We start from the raw sequence: 20113 nt of genomic DNA, 5'->3' as shown, positions 1-20113 counted from the left end.
TCTTAGTTTCCTTCGAAGACCGGCGTGCGCCGTTGCGTGAACGCTTCATAGGCGCGCCGAAAATCTTCGGATTGCATCAAGGCGGCCTGAGCCCGTGCTTCCGCATCGATTGCCGCATCGAGCGGCATTTCCCACTCGTCGCGCAGCATGCGCTTCGTCATCGCATGCGCCAGCGTTGGTCCGTGCGCGAGCTCTCGCGCCGTCTGCGTTGCCCGCGCGAGCAGATCCTCCGGCGAGACCAGCTCGTTGTAGAATCCCCACGCGCGCGCTTCCTCGCCGTCGAGCGCGCGTCCGGAGTAGAGCAGCTCGGTCGCGCGACCGAGGCCGACGATACGCGGCAGCATCGCGCAGGCGCCCATGTCGCATCCGGCGAGTCCCACACGGACGAAGAGAAATGCCACCTGCGAGCGTGCGGTGCCGTATCGTAAGTCGCTGGCCATCGCGAGCGCCGCCCCGGCCCCGGCGCAGACGCCGTCGATCGCCGCGACGATCGGCTGCGGAGCCGCGCGCATCGCTTTGACCAGATCGCCGGTCATTTGCGTGAACTCCAGCAATTCGGCGAGCGGGCGCGCGGTGAGCGGTCCGATGATCTCGTGAACATCGCCTCCCGAGCAGAAGTTCTCGCCCGCTCCGGTCACGACCACGGCTTTGATCGACGGTTCGTCCGGGAGCGCTCGAAACCAGTCGCGCAATTGCGCGTAGAGTTCGAAGGTAAGTGGGTTCTTGCGCTCGGGACGGTCGAGCGTAACGACGGCAACACGATCGGCAATGGCGAAGCGAGCCTTGGTCATCGCCGCAAGGGTCGGCCCACCGAGCGCATAATTCCTGCCGTATGGCGGTTGGAAGCGAGTGATCGGCATTGCAATCGCGCTCGCCGCCGCCGCGCTGCATCTCGGCACGGCATGGCGCTACGGCTATTTTCGCGACGAACTCTATTTCATCGCGTGCGGTCGTCATCTCGCGTGGGGCTACGTCGATCAACCGCCGCTCGTCGCGGTGGTTGCATGGCTCGCGCAGCCGTTCCACGATAACCTGCTCGCGTTGCGCGTTTTGCCGTGCGTTGCCGCGGCGCTCACGGTCTACGTTGGAGTGCACATCACGCGCGAGCTCGGCGGCGGCCGCTTCGCGCAGTGGCTCGCGGGCATTGCTCTCGCACTCACGCCGGCGTATCTGCTGCTCGGCAACGTTCTGACGACGACTTCGTTCGAGCCGCTCTCGTGGACGCTCGTCATTTGGTGCTGCATCGCGCTTGTCATCCCGCGCAGTCGAGGGACCGCTCCGAAGACGTGGCTCGCGCTCGCAGGCGCGGCGACCTTCGGACTCTACGGCAAGTACTCGATGGCGCTGCTGCTCGCGGCGTTGCTGATCGGTTTGCTCGCGACGCGTGAGCGGCGGGCGCTCGCGACAGCCTGGTTTGCGATCTGTGCGGCGATCATCGTCGCGTTGATGCTGCCGAATCTCTGGTGGCAAGCGGCGCACGGCTGGCCGTTCCTCGCCGTGCTGCAAGGCGATGCTGCGCATCGGCACGCTTTCAACAACGGCTGGCTCTTGGAATCGCAGAACATCGCCGCAAATGCGCTCAGCTTCGCGACCGAACAACTCGTCTATACCAATCCACTGGCCGCGCCGGTTTGGCTGTGCGGCTTGATCGCGCCGTTCGTCTGGCCGCGCCTGCGGGCGCTACGCTTCCTGCCGGTGGCATACGTCGCGCTGTTCATCGCGGCCGTGCTGCTGGAAGCCAAGGGTTACTACGTCATCGGGATCTACGGCGCGCTGCTCGCGACCGGCGCGGTGGTGGTGGAACGCGCCGCCGCATGGCTGCGGATCGCATTGCTCGCCGCGCTCGCGGCAACGGGCATTGCGACGATGCCGCTCTCGATTCCCGTATTGCCGGTCGACGGATTCATCGCGTATTCGCATGCGCTCGGGCTCACCGGAACACCGCCGCGGCTCATCCAACCGGTCTACGCCGAAGAGTTCGGTTGGGATCGTCTTGCGCGCGACGTCGCGTCGGTGTACGACGCGCTTCCGCCGGCAACGCGCGCCGCAACCGCGATTTACGCCGACACCTACGCGGACGCCGGCGCGATCGATCTCTTCGGCCCGGCATACGGATTGCCACCCGTCATCGGCAGCCAGAACACCTACTGGCTCTGGGGCACACACGGGTACAGCGGCAACCCGATGATCGCGATCGGCGCCACCCGGTTCGAACTGTTGAAGCAGTTCTACACATCGTGCCGGCTCGTCCGCACCTCGAACGAACCGCTCAAGTGGGTGGTTGAGGGACCCTCGCCGATCTATCTCTGCACCGGACCGACGATGCTGCTCGACCGAATCTGGCCGCACCTGCGCTGGTACGGCGCATGACGAACGCGCTCACCATGAGCGTGTTACGCCTCTTCCCCTCCGGGAACGATCAGCGAGACGCCGTTCTTTTCACCGCAGATCAGCTCGAGCGCCGCTTGCGCAACATCGCCGACGGTCGCGATGCGGCCCTCGGGATTCATCTGAGCAAGCGTGGAGCGCGCCGAATCCTCGCTGGCGCCGGTGTGCGTGACGATCTTTTCGATCGCCAACCGCATCATATCGGTTTCGGTGTACCCGGGGCAGATCGCGTTAGCCGTGACGCCCGTACCGCCGAATTCGGCCGCGATCGCGCGCGTGAAACCGACCACGCCGTGTTTGCTGGCGCAGTACGCGGAAATATAGGGCGCGCCGTGCAAACCGGCGATGCTTGCGATGTTGAGAATGCGGCCCCACTTCGCGATCAGCATATCCTGGGAAGCTTCGCGACTGCACAGGAAGGTGCCGGTGAGGTTGGTTCCCACGACGCGCTCGAAAAGTGCAAGCGACGTACGAATCAGCGGCGCGGAGTCGGCGATGCCGGAGTTGTTGACCAGAATCTCGACCGGCCCGTTAGCCTTGCGGCAGATCGCGAACGCACGCCGTACCTGCTCTTCATCGCGAACGTCGGCTTGCGCCGTCGTAAAATCGGCATCGACCGCCGCGGGCTGACGGCTCACCACGCTCACCCGCGCGCCGTGGCGCGCCAGCGCGCGCGCGATGCCCTCGCCGATTCCGCGCGCACCGCCGGTCACCAGCGCGTGTTTGCCGGTGAGAATGGCTGTGTAATCAGACGACATGCGTGGCTCCTTGCTGGCGCGCGAGCAGGCGTTCGAGCTGGGCTTTCCCCGGGAGATATTGGACCGGCCAAAGATCGCCTTCGTAACCGAGTTGCGCCGCGGCGTGCAGGGTCCAGGCCGGATCGGCGAGGTGCGGCCGTCCGAGCGCAACCAGATCGGCACGGCCGGCGGCCACGATCGCGTTGACCTGATCCGCGTCGGTCACGTTGCCGACCGCCATGGTCGCGATGCCGGCTTCATTGCGAATGCGATCGGCGTAGGGGGTCTGGAAGAGCCGGCCGTAGACCGGAGCTGCGCGCGGGTCGGTCTGCCCGGTCGACACGTCGATCAGATCCGCACCGGCCGCGGCAAAGGCGCGCGCGATCTGGACCGCGTCGTCGCCGGTGATCCCGCCATCCATCCAGTCGGTCGCGGAAATGCGCACCGACATCGGGCGCTGCGCCGGCCAGATCGCACGCATCGCTGCAAAGACCTCGAGCGGATAGCGCAGCCGGTTCGGGAGCGAACCGCCGTATTCGTCGCTCCGGCGGTTGCGCAGCGGCGTGATGAAACTCGAGAGCAGATAGCCATGCGCGCAGTGCAGTTCGAGCAAATCGAAGCCGGCTTCGATTCCCATTCGTGTCGCGGCCTCGAATTGACGCCGGATCGTATCCATCTGCGCGCGATCGAGCTCGGCGGGCGTCTGATGACGTGACGAATAGGGCAGCGCGGAAGGGCCGACCACCGCCCAGTTCTCCGCCTCGAGCGGCTCGTCCATGCCTTCCCACATCAGTTTGGTCGAGCCCTTCGGCCCGCTGTGCCCGAGCTGCAGCGCGATCTTGGCGCCGCTGAACTCGTGCACGAAGCCGACGATCCGCCGCCACGCTGCGAGGTGTTCCGGCAGGTACATCCCGCAGCAGCCGGGCGAGATGCGGCCCTCGCGCGAGACGCAGGCCATCTCGGTGAACACCAAACCGGCGCCGCCCAGCGCGCGCGCACCGAGATGCACGAGGTGAAAGTCGTTGGGAAGACCGTCGACCGCGCTGTACATATCCATGGGCGATACGACAACGCGGTTGCGCAACGTCATTTCGCGCAAACGGAACGGATTGAACATCGGCGGGGCCGGAGTCCCCGCTCCGAGCCAAGACTCGATCCGCTCGACATACCCTGTATCGCGCAGCCGGAGGTTTTCGTGACCGATCCGCTGACTGCGCGTAAGCAAGCTGTAAGCGAATTGCGGCACCGGCAACGACGCGTAACGCGCGACGTTCTCGAACCATTCGGTCGAGTTTCGTGCCGCGTTCTGCAGCTTGAGGACCTCGATCTTCCGCTCCGCTTCGTAGCGCTCGAGCGCCGCGCCCAGTCCGAGCGGCGAGGCCAGCGCGTCGGCCCATCCGATGGCGTCCTCAAGCGCAAGCTTGGTTCCCGAACCGACCGAGAAATGCGCCGTATGCGCGGCGTCACCGAGCAGCACCACGTTTTCGTGCACCCAACGGCGGTTGCTGACCCGCACGAAATTGATCCAATCGCGTCCCCGCAGGTGCGCGCTGTTCGCCATCAGCCGATGGCCGCGCAAGTATTTGGCGAAGAGCTGCTCGCAGAATGCAAGCGTTTGCGCCGTGTCGGCGCGATCGAGTTCGTGCGCGAGCCACGTCTCTTCACGGGTTTCGACGATAAACGTGCTGGTTCGCTCGTCAAAGCGATAGGCATGGACGGTAAACCAGCCGTGCTGCGTGCGCTCGAAGAGAAACGTGAACGCATCGAGCGGGAGCGTCGTCCCCAACCACACGTAGCGGCAGCGGCGGCGATCGAGATCGGGCTCGAACGCCTCCGAAAATGCCGCTCGAACGCGGCTATTGACGCCATCGCTCCCCACGACGAGATCGTACGACGCACGCAGCGCCGCGACGTCGTCGACGTCGGTTCGAAATCGCACGTCCACGCCCAATTCGACGGCGCGATCGGCCAGGATTTGCAGCAGCCGCTTGCGCGCGATGCCCGAAAACCCGTGTCCGCCCGAGGTGACGGCTTCACCCTCGCGATGGATCTCGATATCGTCCCAATGATAGAATGCCTGCGTGATCGACGCGTAGGTCGACGCGTCGGCGGCCTGCAAATTCTCCAGCGTCGCGTCCGAAAACACGACACCCCATCCGAAGGTGTCATTGCGCGCGTTACGCTCGAGTACGGTCAACGGCCAGTCGGGGAATCGCTGCTTTGCGAGGATCGCCGCGTACAAACCGGCTGGGCCGCCCCCGACGAAGACGATTCTCATCGTACGGATTCCAGGAATGCACTCGCGGCCGTCATAAAGCTGTGTGATAGATGCAGCGACGGTTTCGCTTCCTGCTTGCGGCCATTCCCTTCGGCGCGCTTTCCGTCGCGGTGCCGTTCGTCAATCGCGTCGAGCCGCGGATCCTCGGCTTGCCGTTTCTCCTCGCCTGGATCGCGTTCTGGGTGATCGTGACTCCGATCTTCATGTGGTGGGTCGGACGCATCGAGGGTCACTGGTGAACGCAACGATCGCGCTCGGCATCATCGCCGTCATCGTCATCGGCACGGTCATCTTTGCGCTGGTGAGCGTGCGTTGGATCTCGATGTCGCCGCAAGATTATATCGTCGGCGGGCGCGGCTTCGGAACGGTTTTTCTGTGGGTCTTGCTGGCCGGAGAGATCTACACCAGCTTCACCTTCCTGGGCGCCGCAGGTTGGACGTACACGTTCGGTGCGCCCGCGTTTTACATCATGGCGTACGGCACGTGCGGCTACATCTTCTATTATTTCCTCTTCCCGTGGATCTGGCGCCTGGGAAAGGAACACAATCTCCTGACCCTTCCCGACTTGATCCAGACGCGCTACAACAGCCGCTTGCTCACGACGCTGGTTTCGATCATCGCGGTCGTCGCGCTGATCCCGTACGTGACCCTCCAGCTCTCCGCACTGCAGATCTTTTTGACCGTCGCCGGCCACGGCGCGATCGACCCGGTCGTGGGCGCCGTCGCCGCCTTCGTGCTCATCATCGCCTTCGTCTTCGTCACCGGCTTGCGCGGCACGGCCTGGGCCAGCATTCTCAAGGACACGTTGGTCATCGGCGCGTTGATCTTCGTCGGCATCGCGATTCCGCTCCAGTTTTTCGGATCGCCCGCGGCATTGTTCGATCAGGTCCTGCGCGCGCATCCGGAACGCCTGGTCCTCGGCGCTCTGAGCGCACCGAAGGGTTCGCTTTGGTACGTCTCGACCGTGCTGTTGACTGGGCTCGGATTCTTTTCCGGGCCGCAATCGATCGCTGCCATTTTCTCCGCCAAGGACGAAAACGTGCTGCGCCGCAACGCGATGTTCTTGCCGATCTATCAGCTGGTGATGCTGTTGATCTTCTTCGCCGGATTCTCGGCGCTGCTGATCGTGCCGGGTCTGAAAGGACCGGCCGCCGATCAGTCGTTCCTCGCGGTCATCACGCGCTACTACCCGCCGTGGGTGCTCGGCTTCGTTGCAGGCGCCGGAGCGCTGTGCGCGCTCGTGCCCTCGACCGCGCTGCTGCTCAGCACCGCGAGCGTCGTGTCGAAAAACATCGGCAGCGATCTCTTCGGCATCGGTCGCGAGGACGAGGGACGCCTGCGCCTCACGCGCCTGATGGTGGTGGTGATGGGACTTCTCGCGCTCGGCCTGTGGCTCGCCTACCGCACGACGCTGGTCGATCTGCTGCTGCTCACCTACAACGGCATCTCGCAGTTCATGCCGGCTTACGCGTTCGGGTGTTACTGGAAACGGACGACGACCGCCGGCGTTACCGCCGGGATCGTCGTGGGAATCGTCCTCGCCTGCACGCTCGCGGCCCAGGGCATCGCGCCGTTCGGGATCAACGCCGGCTTCGTCGGCCTCGTCGCCAACGTGATCGTGCTGGTCGGCGTCTCGCTGTTGCTACCCGCTCGGACGCCGGCGCCCGAACCGGCGCCGCTCTAGCACAGCGACCGGTCGACCGGGAGTCCACCGGCAAGCAGTCCCTCCCCTAAGGAAACGCCAAGGAAACGCCGCGCTCAGTAGCGCTGCGCGGACGGGCGCGATTGAAAGCAGTCGCGGCAATAGACGGGCTTGTCTCCGCGCGGATTGAAGGGCACCTCGGCCACACCGCCGCAGTTGCTGCAGGTGGCTTGGAACATCTCGCGCGGCCGCGGCGCGCGATCGGCTCCCCCTCCTCCGCCCGCATTTTGCGAGCGCATCGCCTTGCGCGCCGACCGGCAGTCGGGACACCGGTTCGGCTTGTTCTGAAAGCCCTTCTGCTCGTAAAAGCGCTGCTCCCCGGCGCTGAAGACGAACTGGCCACCGCAATCCACGCAATTCAACATTTCATCGACGTACACGAACGAGTAACTCCTTGAAGCCTCATGTTCCGAGAACGGAATCGAAGATCTCTTCGAAAAAGTACAGCGGCCCGATCAACAGGTAGACCAAATTCTCCAAGAACTTCGGCTTGGTTCCCTCAAACCGGTGGCCGACGAGCTGGAGAATCCAGCCGAGAACGAGCGCTGCGACGTCAACCTGCCACGGCAACCGGACCGCGATCAAGTACAAGATCGCGAAGAGCACCGTGGAGATCAGCGCACCCCGAGGATCGATTGAAGCGTAGTACACGAGAGTCGCCACGCCGGCCAGAATCGCGAGATCGATCGGCCCGAGAGCGACCAGATGTAGAACGCCCATCGTACCGAGCAAGATCAACGGAATGCCGACCGCGTGGCAAGCGCGGTTCCGGCGATCCGTGTGATACGAGGCATACTCGCTAAAGAGTTCCGCCTTGGTCATTGACGTAGATTCCCCATTGGCGCGTGCCGGGTTCTCCGACCCCTGCAACCGAAGTCCCTGCCGAACGGGGCTCCGCGAGACGACCGCAGAAGCGTGCGGCATGCCAGCGACGATTACCGTACCCGAACGCCTCGCCGACGACGTCGTCTTGATCCGGCGCGATCTGCACATGCATCCGGAACTGGGCTTTCACGAGCACCGCACCGCCGGCATCATTGCCGACCGATTGCGCGCATTCGGGTACGAAGTGCACGAAGGGATCGGCGTCACCGGTGTCGTTGGCGTGCTCAAAGGCACGCGAGCGGGACGCACGATCATGCTGCGCGCCGATATGGACGCGCTCCCCATTCTCGAGGAGCGCGGGCACGCGTATCGTTCGCAGGCCGACGGCACGATGCACGCGTGCGGTCATGACGGACACGTCGCGATTCTGCTTGGCGCCGCGGCGCTGCTCGCCGACCGGCGCGACGAAATCGCCGGCACGATTGCGCTCGTCTTTCAGCCGGCCGAAGAGGGCCTCGGCGGAGCCAAAAAAATGCTCGACGACGGACTGATCGAGCGCTTTGGAATCGAGCGAGCGTACGGACTCCATCTCTCGAGCAAGTATTCGAGCGGCGTACTCGGCTTTCGCGAGGGTCCGATGTATGCATCGAGCGACTCGATCGAGATCGAGGTGCTTGGAGTCGGCGGACACGGATCGGCACCACAGGATACGGTCGATCCGATCTTTACGGCGGCAAGCTTTGTGACCAGTGTCCAGCAGGTCGTGTCTCGGCAGATCGACCCGCTCGAGCCCGCGGTCGTCACGATCGGCGCGATCCACGCCGGAACCACGCACAACGTCATTCCGCGCACGTGCACCATGCTCGGAACGGTTCGCGCGTTCTCCGACGAAGTGCGAGCGGCCATGCCCGAACGCATCGAACGCGTCTTACGCGCTTGCTGCGATGCATCCCGCGCAAACTATTCGTACGACTACATCTGGCGTTATCCGGTTACGGCAAACGATCCCACGCAGACTCAGTACGCCCGTGCACTGGCGGTAAGCACGCTCGGCGAGCGGTCGGTAGTCGATGCGACGGCTTTGATGGGCGCGGAGGATTTTTCGTTTTTCGCCCAGCGCGTGCCGGCGTGTTTTTACACGCTCGGCTGCAGCGGCGGCGTCGAGACCAGCCATCCGCATCACTCCAGCCTCTTCGACATCGACGAGGGCGCGTTGCCGAACGGCGTTGCGATGATGACCGCGCTCGCCCTGGACGCGCCGCGCAACGCGCCGTAAGCTGCGTGAGCGCGGTCATTCCGGAGGTCCTCGAGCATCCCTCGCCCGACCAAGTACTGGAGATCATCACGCGCGCGGTCTTTCAGGCGGGCGTGAGTTGGGCACAGATCGCGAAAGCATGGGATGCGTACCGCGCAGCATTCGCGCAGTTCGATTTGCAGCGCGTCGCCGCGTTCGACGCACTCGATGTCGAGCGCGTCTTGGCGTATCCCGGTATTCTCCGCGTGCCGCGTAAGGTCGCCGCCACGATCGCCAACGCGCAAGCGTTGATCGCGATCGAACGCGAGTTCGGAAGCTTTCACGCGTACGTCGCTTCGTTTTCGTCCTATCCGGCGCTCGCTCGAGACATGAAGCGCCGTTTCGCGTTCCTGGGCGACATGAACGTATGGTACGTGCTCTTTCGCTGCGGCGAGCCCGTGCCGCGTTTCGAGACCTGGGTGAAAACGATTCCGGGCGAGCATCCGCGCATGCGCGAAATGGTCGCACGCGCGCGCAAAGACGGTACAGCGCGCGAGCGCTAGGGCGGCCCCGGCCGCGGGCTCTCGCCCGGATTCGGCTGCCGCGGCTGCGGACGCACGAGGTAGAGTCCGTAGGCCGCGTTGTAATTCAATTGCGGCGCCATCACGCCGTCCCAACCTTTAGGAACGATCTGTTCCGGCGTTGCCGCCGCGACTCGCCCGCAGAAGAGCAGCGAGGCAATGATCGCCGGATCGCCGGGATCGAGCGCGTACCAGGTGCCGTTCTTGGCGGTGTGCGGCGTGATCGTCCAGAGCGACGGCTTGGTCCCGTTCGTGAAGTACGCGCGCAGCTCGCCCACGGCTTCGGTTGCCGTATTCTTCAGATCGGCCGTGCACTCAGGCGCGGTGCGAATCTCCCACGGGTTCTTCGGCGGCGTGGTGGGCAGTTGGTAGACGCGGAAGCTCTCCTGACCCGCTTGCTGCGCGCGACCCACGATGTAGAGCCCGACGGCAGGCATGTACGTGATCTCCGGAGCACCGAAGATGCCGTGACTCGGGGCGTAGAGGTGACGCGCCGTCACCTCGTCGGGCTGCGCGATGTGCAGCGTGATGCACCCAAAGAACACGCGGAACATGCCGCCGCCGCGCGGCCCGCGCGTCGTTGTCTGGGCTGCCGCCCGCGCATTCGCGTTCTGCAGTTCGGCCGACGCGAGCTCGACGGCGGCGCCGTTCTGGTTCTCGAAATGCGGCACGATCGTAAGTGCATAGGCCGCGCCAAGACCGTGATAGGTAACGGTCACGTCGGGTATCTGCGGCGCCGGCATCGTCGCCGGATAGCCGGCGGAGGTCTTCGCCGCTTCTATCTGCGCGATGTAGGCTTTCAACCCGGCCGAGATCGTCAACGCGATCGCGTGCGCATCGGCCGGACACCGTTCACCGTTGTCGGAAACGGCCAGCGGATCGGCGGGTGCGGTGCTGGGCAACGGCGCCGCGCCGCGGAAACCGCCGCCGCCATAGCGGCCGCCTCCGCGCGGTTGCGGGATCATCTGCGCGATGTGGGTATTGCCCAGCGCACCCGGTCCGAACTTGAGCGAATACGTCACGGAATAGCTGCGCGGCGTGAGCGGGCGCGCGATCGTCGGAACGATCAAGCCGTTTTGCGTGGAATACGGAACCATGTTTTGGATGCTCGAGAAGATGCCGGCATCCGTGTTGAAGATGTTCGAGACCGCGGCAGTGAGCGAGCCCTTGGCAAAAAGCACGTTCACCGCGCCGTCGAACTGGATGTACGCCGGCAGGTTGTTCCCGTTATTGCGGCCGGTGTACTCGGCGTCGGCATACCACTCGAGGGCAGAGCGCTTCGCCTTGTAGTCGAAAATGAGGCCCGCGCGCTGCAGCGGTGTGTTCGGATATTGCTGCCCTGAAACGATGTACGAGTACGGGTTGACGATCAGCGGCGAGCTCGAGATCACCTGCCGTACCGTCGTGTCCCAAAAAGGCTCCACGACGAGATTCCCGATCGTTGCAAATCCGGTGATCGAACCGCCCTGATACAGGCCTTCGGTACCGGCGATCGGCGTATTGAAATAGAGATTGGCCGGCGAGAACGGCGTGGCGGCGCCGCAGCCGGCGTTGCTCTGGAAGACCGATTGCACGGCCGCGATATACGACGGCGTCAGCGTGCCGTTCGCAAGGAGCACCGACCCGTTGACGGGCGTTCCGAGCAGGACGTCGTTCTGCACCTGACGGTAGAGCTGCACGATCGCGGAGCCGCCGGTGAACTGGTGCAGCCACGAGATGCGCGCCGACGTCGACGAACTCGGCTCGGGCCCGGCGCCGGGCGCGCTGCCGTATGCGAAACTGTCATCGCCGTCGCAGGTGAAGCGCAAGGCATCGGGATCGGTGAGAACCGTCGAACGCGAAGGTGCGGCCGCCGAACCGCTGATCGCGTAGGTTGCCTGATACGTGTCGAGACGATCGGGATGCCAGCTCACGCCGAGGCTCGCCAGCGTGCCGGCATAACCACCCGTCGACGAGCTGACCCCGATCGATTCGTTGAGCGTCAGGTGCGAGTTCGAATGTATCGAGTCGCTGAGCTGCGCGGCCATGTACTGGTTATGCTGGTTGTTGGTGTAGTACGGTATTGCGACGTTATTGAGCGGAAACTCTCGTTGTGAACTCCAGCTGCCGTAAGCGGTGACGGAGAGGGTGTGGCGCTGCGCTGCCGGCAGCAGCGCGCTCAGCGTAAAGCCGTGCGTCGAATTCAGTCCCGACGAACCGATCGGCGCGGGCACGCCGTTCACGTAGCGGTTGAGTTCGTTGCTGAGCGAGGTAGAACCGATCGAGTAGAGCGAGGCCTGGATCGACGTGCCGCCCAGCAGCAGATCGTCGGTTATCGACGAGAGGCCGACGCTGTTCGCCGAGTAATTGTTCGGGCCATAGCCGCAAGGGGTACCGTCGTACTGAATGCGCGCGCAGACGACATTGGCGTTACTGACCGATCCGAGGAACATCGCGCTGAGCGTCTGCGAATCACTCAGATCGTAGCGCAACTTGACGAACTCGCCGTTGATATTCCGGTCGCCGTTGTGGACGTAGTCCAGACCGCTCGCGTCGGTGTAGAGCATGCCGTCGAGCCAGCTCGGATAGAGCCGGTTGACACCCATCACGGCGATGCCGAGCTTGCCGTCGGTTCCCGTTTCGGCGAAGCTCTCGTTATGGCGTCCGAGCGTCCCCGTCGCCATCGAGTAGTAGGATTCCCAGCTCAACGTCGGCTCGAGCGTCGAGAAGTTGACGCCGCCGCCGAGTCCGCCGATCTGGGGACCCATTCGTACGCTCGCGCCCATGAAGAGGTCGCTCGCAAACATGCCCATGTTGCCTGCCGTACCCGGCGCATTGAGCGGAATGCCGTCGAGCGTGAGCTGCGTCTGCGTCGCGTCGTGCCCTTCCAGCGAAATCGTCTGCTCGGCATCGGAGTCGTCGCTGCTCGTCTGGATGGTGACGCCGGAAAGCTTGCCCATCGCGTCGGCGAGATCCGAGGAGAGCCGCCGAACCGCCGAGTCCGGGCCGATCGACGAGCTGGAAACGGTCGCCGTCGACGTCGCGACCACGGTCCCGATGACTTTGAGCTGTGTCGAGAGCGCCATCGTCACGCTGACCGTCACGTTATTGCCGTTGATGATCTCAAAAGGCTTCGAGGTGATCGCTTGGTAATCGCGGCGCAGAACACGCGCGCGATAGATGCCGTCGGGAACCTCGGTGAAGAGCACCTCGCCCCTCTTGTCGGTGAACGCGCTGGTCACCACCGGGCCGTCGAGCACGACACGGGCCGACTCGAGCGCGCTCTTCGAAGCCTGGTCCTGCACGACGATGCGAATCGTGCCGGTATCCTCCTGCTGGGCCTGCACGTTCGCCGGCGCGGCGAAAAGGGCGAGTGCAGCGGCAAGGATGGCCGCGAGAAAGCGCTTCATAAGGTCGGAGATGATTCTAATTGGTGCTTGCTTGAGATAGCCTGAGGGACTATAAGGTAATCTTCACGGTCGTACCCCGCGCGGGCGCGCTCTCGATATCGATCGAGCCGCCGGCACGTTCGACCGCGCGCTTGGCAATCGCCAGGCCCAATCCACTCCCGGCAATCTCTCCCCGCTGGTCGCCGCGATAAAATCGCTCGAATGCATGGAGCCGCTCGGATTCGGTCATGCCCGGCCCTTCGTCGCGCACCGTGATCGTCGTGTTCCCGTTCACCTTGACCGCGCGCAAATGGATCGGCGCGTCCGGCGCGTACTTGAGCGCGTTCTCGACCACGTTCCAAAGCGCTTCGCCGAGCTCGGTGCGATCGCCGACCACCGTCTCGGCGCCGTCCACGCTGTAGTCGATCTCCCGCGTCTCATCCAGCCGCCGTGCCGCGTCACATTGATTGCGCAGCAGTTCTGCAAGATCGATCGGCTCCGCGCGGGGCGGCGTTTCGGCGTCGAGGCGGGCCAGCCGCATCAGCCGATCGATCAAGCTGCGCATGTGCTCTTTCTCGAGCGACATCGTTCCCAGAATCTGCCGGGCGATCGTCGGTTCCGCAAGCGCACCGCGCCGCAGCACGTCGATGTACCCGCCGATCACCGTGAGCGGCGTGCGCAGCTCGTGACCCGCGTCGGCCACAAACTGCCGCATGCGCTCCTCGGTTTCGCGGCGCTCGTTCATCGCGCTTGCGACGCTCGCCGCCGCGTCGTTGTAGGCCTGCGTCAGGGTGCCGATCTCGTCGCCGCCGGGCGCAACGAAGCGCCGCTGCGTGAAATCGCCGCCGGCGAGCGCGTTGAGCGATGCGGTCAGATCGTTGATCGGCCGCAATGCCTGATTCGCGAACACGCGGCCGATCAGCCACGAGAGAACCATCGCGACGATCGCGACAATGACGACCACCCGCCAATACGGAATCAGTGAGACGAGCAGCAGCGGCAGCGACGCCTCGAACGCTACGAAACCGCCGTCGACGAAGGCGACGTTGAACGGCATCGGCGGCGGCAAAGCGCTCGGCCCCGGCCCGCCGGTGCGAATGTAGAACGTACCGCGCGGCTGCCGCGGCGGCGGCGAGGATCCGGGGCCCCTTCCGAACAAAAAAGCGCCGCCATGAATGCGCGCCGTGATCAAGCGGCCCAGCACGCGCGGATGGACGTTCTTATCGCCGCCGAGGAACTTGCCGCGCGCGTCGAAGACCGCGACGCTCAGCCCCATACCGCTGAGCGCGTTCGCGACCTGCGGCGCGGCCTTTGCAAGCGGAACGCCGTCGGCCTGATATTGGTCGACCAGCACGCGCGCCTCTTCGTGCTTGGCCAAGACGATGTTGTGACTGAAGCTGTCGAGCTCGAGGACCAGCGCGATGCTCGAGGCGATGATCACGACCGCCACGGTAATACCCAGCAGAACCGCGTACATCAACGAGAGGCGCGACGCGATCGAAAGCTTCATGTGCTTCTATTAATTTTGCTGGGAGAGCCCGTACCCTACCCCACGCACGGTTCGGATGAACGAGCCGCGCTCACCGGGTCGGTCGATTTTTGCGCGCAGATACGAGATGTAGGTCTCGACGATATTCGGGCCGCCCTCGAAATCGTGACCCCAGACGATCTCCAGCAGATGATCCTTGCTGAAAACGCGCCGCGGTTCGCGCATGAACACCGAGAGCAGATCGAATTCACGCTGCGTCAGATCGATGCTCTCCCGCCCGCGCCACAGCTCACGGGTCTGCGGATTCAGCGCGAGATCGCGCCAGCGCAGGACGTTCTCTTCGATGAGCTGCGGCCGGCGAAGCTTGGCTTGCAGACGCGCGATGAGTTCTTCGAAAACGAAAGGCTTGACCAGATAATCGTCGGCGCCGGCGGTCAAGCTCTGGACCTTGTCTTCGGTGCCGCCCTTGGCGGTGAGCATGAGGATCGGGGCGTGCGTAATCTCTCGCAGCTTCGGGAGCAGTGCGATTCCATCGATCTTCGGCATCATGATATCCAGCACGATCACTTCAGGATCGAAGCGCCGCACCAAGTCGAGCGCGGCCACCCCGTCGGCAGCGCTTTGAACCTCGTAGCCCTCGCGGGAAAGTCCCAGCTCGAGCATTTCTCGGACCATGCGGTCGTCGTCGATGACGGCCACCCGGGCAGTTGTCACGCTGATCATTTCTAGGGGACATCCTGCGGTCCAGCCCTGAGAGGGCACTGAGGTAGGGCTATGCGGCGCGTAGGGGCGAGGGCCAACGCGCGTAACTTTGGCCGCTGATCAGCGCGGCTTGCCGGATGCTTTCGAGCGGATGGGAAACGAGCTTCACGCCGGCTGGGCGAAGGGCCCTCACGAGCGCCTCATCGGGCAGCCAGCGTGCAAACACGTGGACTTCGCCGGTACGAGCGGCCTGCGCAAGCGCAGCGATGACGTCGGCCAGCGTACACTCGCGGCGCGCCAGCAGCGGAGCAACCAGCTCGGCCCGCACACGGGCGGCGTTCCAGCCGGCGGCCACCAGGACGACTTTGGTCAGTTCGAGCATACCGGGCGATTCGAAATCGAAGAGCGCGGCTCGCACGGTCGGAGCAAGCGCGGCGTCCGTCTGAGCATGGAGGGTGGCGCCCGCGATGCTCGCCTGGGGGCCGGCGGTCAAGATCGCGCCCGCACCGATGAGATACTCGTTCATGCGCTCAGGATCGCACCCGCGAGTGCCACCAGTGTGGCGCTTCGCGCAAAATAAAGAGGCGCCGCTTTCGCGGCGCCCCCGCCCACCACCCGGTAAGCACAATTTCCCTCCGCGGGACACTACGCAGAGGAAACGTTGGTATGCGCGTGCGAGACGATCGTCGTGCGGCGCGAGAACATCCCGACCATCGCGTCGACGACGTCGGGATCCCACTGCGACGCGCGGCCATCTTGCAGAATCTGCAGCGCATGACGCGGAGCGACGGGCTCGCGATAAGGCCGCTCGCTGATCATCGCGTGAAACGCATCCGCCACGGCGACCAGACGCGCCTCGAACGGGATGCCCGTCCCGTAGAGTCCGTCCGGATATCCGGTACCGTCGAAGCGTTCGTGATGGGCCCGGACGACGACCGCACAGCTCGCCAGCGCCGGAATCTGGCTGAGAATTCGTGAGCCCGACGCGGCGTGATCGCGCATGACCTCCCACTCCTCGAGCGAGAGGGGCGAAGGTTTGAGCAGCACATGATCGGGAGTCGAGATTTTGCCGATGTCGTGGAGCAGTCCGCAGATCGCGATGAACTCCGTTGCCGGTTCATCGCAGTCCATCGCCCGTGCGAGCCGCCGCGCCCATTCCGCCGTTGCCTTGGAGTGGCAGCACGTTCCGTAGTCTCGCTCGGCGAGCATCGAGAGGAGCGCGACCGTCGCTTCGGCTCCGGGCCGATCCAGCAGCTCCTCACCGTCGCCGCCGAGCGCGGCCCGCTCGATCTCGCCCGCCAGCACGTCGAGAAAAGCCAGAAGGCGGCGCTGATCGGCATCGTACGCGGTAGCGGCCACCGCAATCGTATGCGTAGCCGCGCTTGCAACATCGACGATCGCTGCCCGGCCGATCCTGGGCGACTCGCGCTCGGCCCAGGTCGTCAAGCCCACCGGCTTCGCCAGCGTCAGCGAGAGGCACAGGCGGTCCAGCAAGACGCCGAGCGTCGCTTCGACCGCGCTGTCCCCCGTCAGCGACGGGATCGTAACGTATCCGACGGCGCATCGCGCCAACTCGGGAATTCGTTCCCCGAGGGCGGCGCCTAAAGCAGTGAGGGTGCGGGCAGAAGCCATGAAAATCGCCGGATAGATCTCGCGATGCGCCTAACCGCCGCCGGGGGGTGCATCGGCCGCGACGAGGACGAGAGCAACGACGAGAACGGCGGTCAGCATGTAGGAGCAGGCCTCCAGCGAGAGCTATCTGTTCTCACAGTAGACTTTCCCTAGGACCTAGGCACTACTGAATTTTAAGTAGGGCCGTTCATCAGATCTCATCGAGGAGCCCACTGCGCCGGGCGGCGGCGATCGCCTCGGCCCTTCCGTGGCACCCGAACTTCTCGATCAGGTTCTGGATGTGGGTCTGGACGGTATAGACCGAGCGTCCCATTTCGGCCGCAATCTGTTTGGGCGTCAATCCCGCCGCGAGATCGCGAACGACGCGCAGCTCCGACGGGGTCAGCGCGATGCTCGTCTCCGGCTCGTGGTGTCGCTCGAGCTGGTCGGCGACGTTGCGCAGATAGTGGCCGTAGCCGGCAAATCCGAACTCGCGCAGCGCTTCGAGCGACGGCTCGAGGTCGTCGAGGGCGTAGGAAGGCGTCCTTGCGGCGCGGGCGATCTCTTCCACCGCGCGCAGCATGCAGCTCACCGCTTCATGCGAACTTTGCCGGTCGTGCTTGAGTAAGCGCTGCGCGTAGGTGTGGCGCCCCGCCAAGACCTCGGCGAGGACGAGCAAGAGCAGCGCAAAGTCGAAAAACATCGCGCCGTAGGCACCCGGCGCTCCGGCTTGTTCGTCGATGATCGCCAGCGCCTTGCCGACGGCGGCCCCGCTTTCTTTGGTCTGGCCGTCGAGTGCAAGACAGAGCGCGTAGCAGGCGCGGACCAGCGCGCGGTCGGGCGCGTGAAACTGCCGGTCGAGCACGCTTCCGAAGAGCCGGTGCGCGTCGGCATAGCGTCCCACCCAGGCGTGCCGGTGCGCCTGGCTGGAGGCGATGTAGTCGGCTCGTTTGATGCCTTCGCCGCCGTTGAACTCGGCCAGCTGTTTCTCGATTTGCGCGGTGCGGTCGGCGTTTCCGCGGCGTGTTTCGAGGCTCAAGATCATCACGAGCGCATATTGCAGATCGGCATAGTTGCCGGCCCGGGTCGCCGCCGCCGCCGCTTGCTGCGCGAACCACAGGCTCGAAGCCGAGTCGTTATCATGCATCAGCGCAATCAGCGACAGGTTCCGGTTGGAGCGCGACGCGACGCTCCACAGCGCGATGCGCGAGCTCAGTTCGGCCGCCCGGACGTTCATCAGCCGTGCGACCTCCATCTCGTGCATGGTTTCATACACCATCGAGAGCTGCAGCAAGAGGCGCGATCGCCATTGGTCGTCATCGAGCGAGTCGATCACCCTCTCGACGTCCGCGACCAACGCGAGCGCTCTGCGCGAATCGTTCGTGCGCGCGAAGCAGCGCGCGATCAGCGCCTGGCCGTAGGCCCGCATTGCTGCAGGCAGCGTCTCTTCGGAAAGAACCGGACTGAGCAGTTCGGTGACATTTTGTCCGCGGTTACACTGATCGGTCGCCAGACGCAGCCTCAGTTCCGCGCACAACGCGCCGTGATCGAGCGAACGCAGCGCCCGCATGATCTTGCGCTCGGCATCGCCGAGCCGGTCGCCGGCTAGGTCGAGCAGCCCCCGCAGCCCCACGATCGCCGGATCGGCCGCATACTGGAGATTCGGCGACGCGCTGGTCGCGAAGTCCACTTCGTCGGCAAACCCCGTGTCGAGCAGTTGAATGCCGTGCTCGGCCAACAAGCGCAGCGAATCCTGCGCCGAGCCGCACTCGACGTACAGACGCAGCGCTTCCGGAAGCCGTCCCATCTGTTCGAGGATTCCGCCAAGCCGCGCGAGCGTTTGGCGCTGCGCCTCGTTGCCGCGCCGCTCGAATTCGCGACGCGCGAAATCGCGGAAGAGATCGTGCAGCCGATAGCGTCCCGGTTCGTACTCGTGAACGAATGCGACGCGGGCGCGCAAATCCTCGATCAACGCCAGCGTGCGATCGAAACCCGCCGCCACCATGACGGCGATATCGAATTCGGGCAAGAGTGCGGCCGTCTCGACGAAGCGCTGCTCCTCGTCGCTGAGCGTTTGATAAACCTGCTCGGCCAGATACCGGTAGATCATCTCGCGCGTCATCGACGAGATGTTGCGCAAATCGACCGAGCGGGTCGTCGAGCGAAGCGCGAACGTCAACGCCGTCGCCCAGCCGTCGGTGAGATGGAGCAGTTCGAAGATCTCCTCGTCCCGCACCGCGAGCTTGAACGTTCGCGCGGCTTCCTTGGCCTCTTCGACGGAGAACTTGAGGTCGTGTTCGTCGATCGCCAGGTCGCTCTCGCCGTAGGCTAGCCACGTTCCGATCGGTAATCCCGTCGTCGCGCGCGACGCGATGATCCACTGCACGCGGCTTTTGGTGCGTTCGATCAGCGAGGTGATGAATCGCGCCACCTCACGATCGCCTTGCGCGACGTGGAGATCGTCGATCGCGATCACGCCCCGAAACGCGCGCAGGTGCGAGTGCATCCAAAGCGCGAGGTCGACCCCGGGTGATTGCGCGCTCGCGTTCGATTCATATGCACCGGCAAGGGTGCTGCGGGCATCGGGAGCAATCTCGGCTATCGCATCGGCGAAACCGCGCAAAAATCCGAGCAGACCGGCGTTGTCGGGAAGCACGTCGTAGCAGACGTGGGGATCGGTCAAACCGCCGAGATACTGGCGCAGCGCAACGGATTTTCCGTAGCCGGCGGGAGCGACGATCAAGACGACGCGCTGCATCGCAGCGGACGCGATTCGGTCGATGACGCGCCGCCGGACGATCGGAACAAAAACCCCGCCGGTCTCAATCTTACCGTCAGGGCGAACAGGTCGGATCATGTGCTCCTAGGACGAGGCATCGAGCGCGGCCCGATACTCTTCCTCTCCCTCATAATACCCCAGCAGTAACTCCTCCAGATAGAGCAGATGCAGATCGCGGTCGAGCTGGCCGTACGCATGCGCGTGCGCAACCCGGAAGGCATCGTAATCGGCTTTGCTGTCCCACGCATCGATGCAGATATAGACGCCCGGCTCGGTTTTGTGCCGGAAGAGCCGTGTCCGCCGGAATCCGGGCTTGCCGCGGAAGAGCATCGCCCATGGACCGGTCGATCCGTACGCATGCTCGAAGGCGCGCGCCTGCGCAGGATGGACGCGATACCGGTAGAGCACCTCGATCATCG

At 64.5% G+C, this 20113-nt stretch carries 17 protein-coding genes; 5 read left to right on the top strand and 12 right to left on the bottom strand.

The annotated features are described in order from the left end of the window. Positions 1 to 2 precede the first annotated feature (2 nt). Complete coding sequence (locus tag VMF11_10695; GenBank protein ID HTU70772.1) at positions 3 to 860, bottom strand: enoyl-CoA hydratase family protein; 858 nt, start codon at positions 858 to 860, stop codon at positions 3 to 5. Here VMF11_10695 and VMF11_10690 point away from each other — a divergent pair. Continuing rightward, entirely contained in the window at positions 850 to 2370 is a 1521-nt protein-coding gene (locus VMF11_10690; protein HTU70771.1) for a glycosyltransferase family 39 protein, read from the top strand. The genes VMF11_10695 and VMF11_10690 overlap by 11 nt on opposite strands. Positions 2371 to 2393: 23 nt before the next feature. Here VMF11_10690 and VMF11_10685 read toward each other — a convergent pair whose 3' ends face one another. Then, on the bottom strand, positions 2394 to 3146 hold the full coding sequence (locus VMF11_10685; protein ID HTU70770.1) for an SDR family oxidoreductase: 753 nt from the start codon (positions 3144 to 3146) through the stop codon (positions 2394 to 2396). Continuing rightward, complete coding sequence (locus VMF11_10680; GenBank protein ID HTU70769.1) at positions 3136 to 5403, bottom strand: bifunctional salicylyl-CoA 5-hydroxylase/oxidoreductase; 2268 nt, start codon at positions 5401 to 5403, stop codon at positions 3136 to 3138. The genes VMF11_10685 and VMF11_10680 overlap by 11 nt, the downstream gene beginning before the upstream one ends. 50 nt (positions 5404 to 5453) lie before the next feature. Between VMF11_10680 and VMF11_10675 the strand changes: the two genes are divergently transcribed. Together VMF11_10675 and VMF11_10670 are read left to right on the top strand one after the other, a co-directional pair. After that, positions 5454 to 5642, top strand: coding sequence for a DUF3311 domain-containing protein (locus tag VMF11_10675; GenBank protein HTU70768.1), 189 nt, complete (start codon positions 5454 to 5456; stop codon positions 5640 to 5642). Then, entirely contained in the window at positions 5639 to 7087 is a 1449-nt protein-coding gene (locus tag VMF11_10670; GenBank protein ID HTU70767.1) for a sodium:solute symporter family protein, read from the top strand. Before VMF11_10675 ends, VMF11_10670 begins: the two co-directional genes overlap by 4 nt. 74 nt (positions 7088 to 7161) lie before the next feature. Here the strand turns inward: VMF11_10670 and VMF11_10665 are convergent, their stop codons facing one another. Both VMF11_10665 and VMF11_10660 read right to left on the bottom strand, forming a co-directional pair. Then, positions 7162 to 7485, bottom strand: coding sequence for a zinc-ribbon domain containing protein (locus VMF11_10665; GenBank protein ID HTU70766.1), 324 nt, complete (start codon positions 7483 to 7485; stop codon positions 7162 to 7164). Between the two features lie 22 nt (positions 7486 to 7507). After that, positions 7508 to 7927: an Mpo1-like protein gene (locus VMF11_10660; GenBank protein ID HTU70765.1), complete on the bottom strand. Its 420-nt coding sequence runs from the start codon at positions 7925 to 7927 to the stop codon at positions 7508 to 7510. A gap of 100 nt (positions 7928 to 8027) precedes the next feature. On the opposite strand from VMF11_10660, the gene VMF11_10655 reads away from it, so the two are divergent. Together VMF11_10655 and VMF11_10650 are read left to right on the top strand one after the other, a co-directional pair. Continuing rightward, entirely contained in the window at positions 8028 to 9206 is a 1179-nt protein-coding gene (locus tag VMF11_10655; GenBank protein HTU70764.1) for a M20 family metallopeptidase, read from the top strand. Positions 9207 to 9211: 5 nt separating this feature from the next. Beyond that, on the top strand, positions 9212 to 9727 hold the full coding sequence (locus VMF11_10650) for a DNA-3-methyladenine glycosylase I (GenBank protein HTU70763.1): 516 nt from the start codon (positions 9212 to 9214) through the stop codon (positions 9725 to 9727). On the opposite strand, the gene VMF11_10645 is transcribed toward VMF11_10650, so the two are convergent. The 7 genes from VMF11_10645 to VMF11_10615 form a co-directional block, all read right to left on the bottom strand. Further along, on the bottom strand, positions 9724 to 13134 hold the full coding sequence (locus VMF11_10645) for a TonB-dependent receptor (protein ID HTU70762.1): 3411 nt from the start codon (positions 13132 to 13134) through the stop codon (positions 9724 to 9726). The genes VMF11_10650 and VMF11_10645 overlap by 4 nt on opposite strands. A 49-nt stretch (positions 13135 to 13183) precedes the next feature. Next, entirely contained in the window at positions 13184 to 14623 is a 1440-nt protein-coding gene (locus VMF11_10640; protein HTU70761.1) for a HAMP domain-containing sensor histidine kinase, read from the bottom strand. Between the two features lie 9 nt (positions 14624 to 14632). Beyond that, positions 14633 to 15316: a response regulator transcription factor gene (locus tag VMF11_10635; protein ID HTU70760.1), complete on the bottom strand. Its 684-nt coding sequence runs from the start codon at positions 15314 to 15316 to the stop codon at positions 14633 to 14635. 58 nt (positions 15317 to 15374) lie between these two features. Continuing rightward, a complete protein-coding gene (locus VMF11_10630; protein ID HTU70759.1) occupies positions 15375 to 15830 on the bottom strand; it encodes a hypothetical protein in 456 nt (151 codons plus the stop codon). A gap of 119 nt (positions 15831 to 15949) precedes the next feature. Continuing rightward, on the bottom strand, positions 15950 to 16936 hold the full coding sequence (locus VMF11_10625) for an HD-GYP domain-containing protein (protein HTU70758.1): 987 nt from the start codon (positions 16934 to 16936) through the stop codon (positions 15950 to 15952). Between the two features lie 190 nt (positions 16937 to 17126). Further along, positions 17127 to 19772 (bottom strand): LuxR C-terminal-related transcriptional regulator, encoded by a 2646-nt coding sequence (locus VMF11_10620; protein HTU70757.1) that lies wholly within the window; start codon positions 19770 to 19772, stop codon positions 17127 to 17129. 6 nt (positions 19773 to 19778) lie between these two features. Next, the gene (locus VMF11_10615) at positions 19779 to 20111 is read right to left on the bottom strand and encodes an antibiotic biosynthesis monooxygenase (protein ID HTU70756.1); all 333 of its coding nucleotides are present in this window, start codon (positions 20109 to 20111) and stop codon (positions 19779 to 19781) included. Between the last annotated feature and the right edge of the window lie 2 nt (positions 20112 to 20113).

Source organism: Candidatus Baltobacteraceae bacterium (assembly GCA_035502855.1).
Taxonomy (GTDB): Bacteria; Vulcanimicrobiota; Vulcanimicrobiia; order Vulcanimicrobiales; family Vulcanimicrobiaceae; genus Aquilonibacter.
Note: the sequence above shows the minus strand (reverse complement) of the source record. Positions and strands in the feature narration are given on the sequence as shown.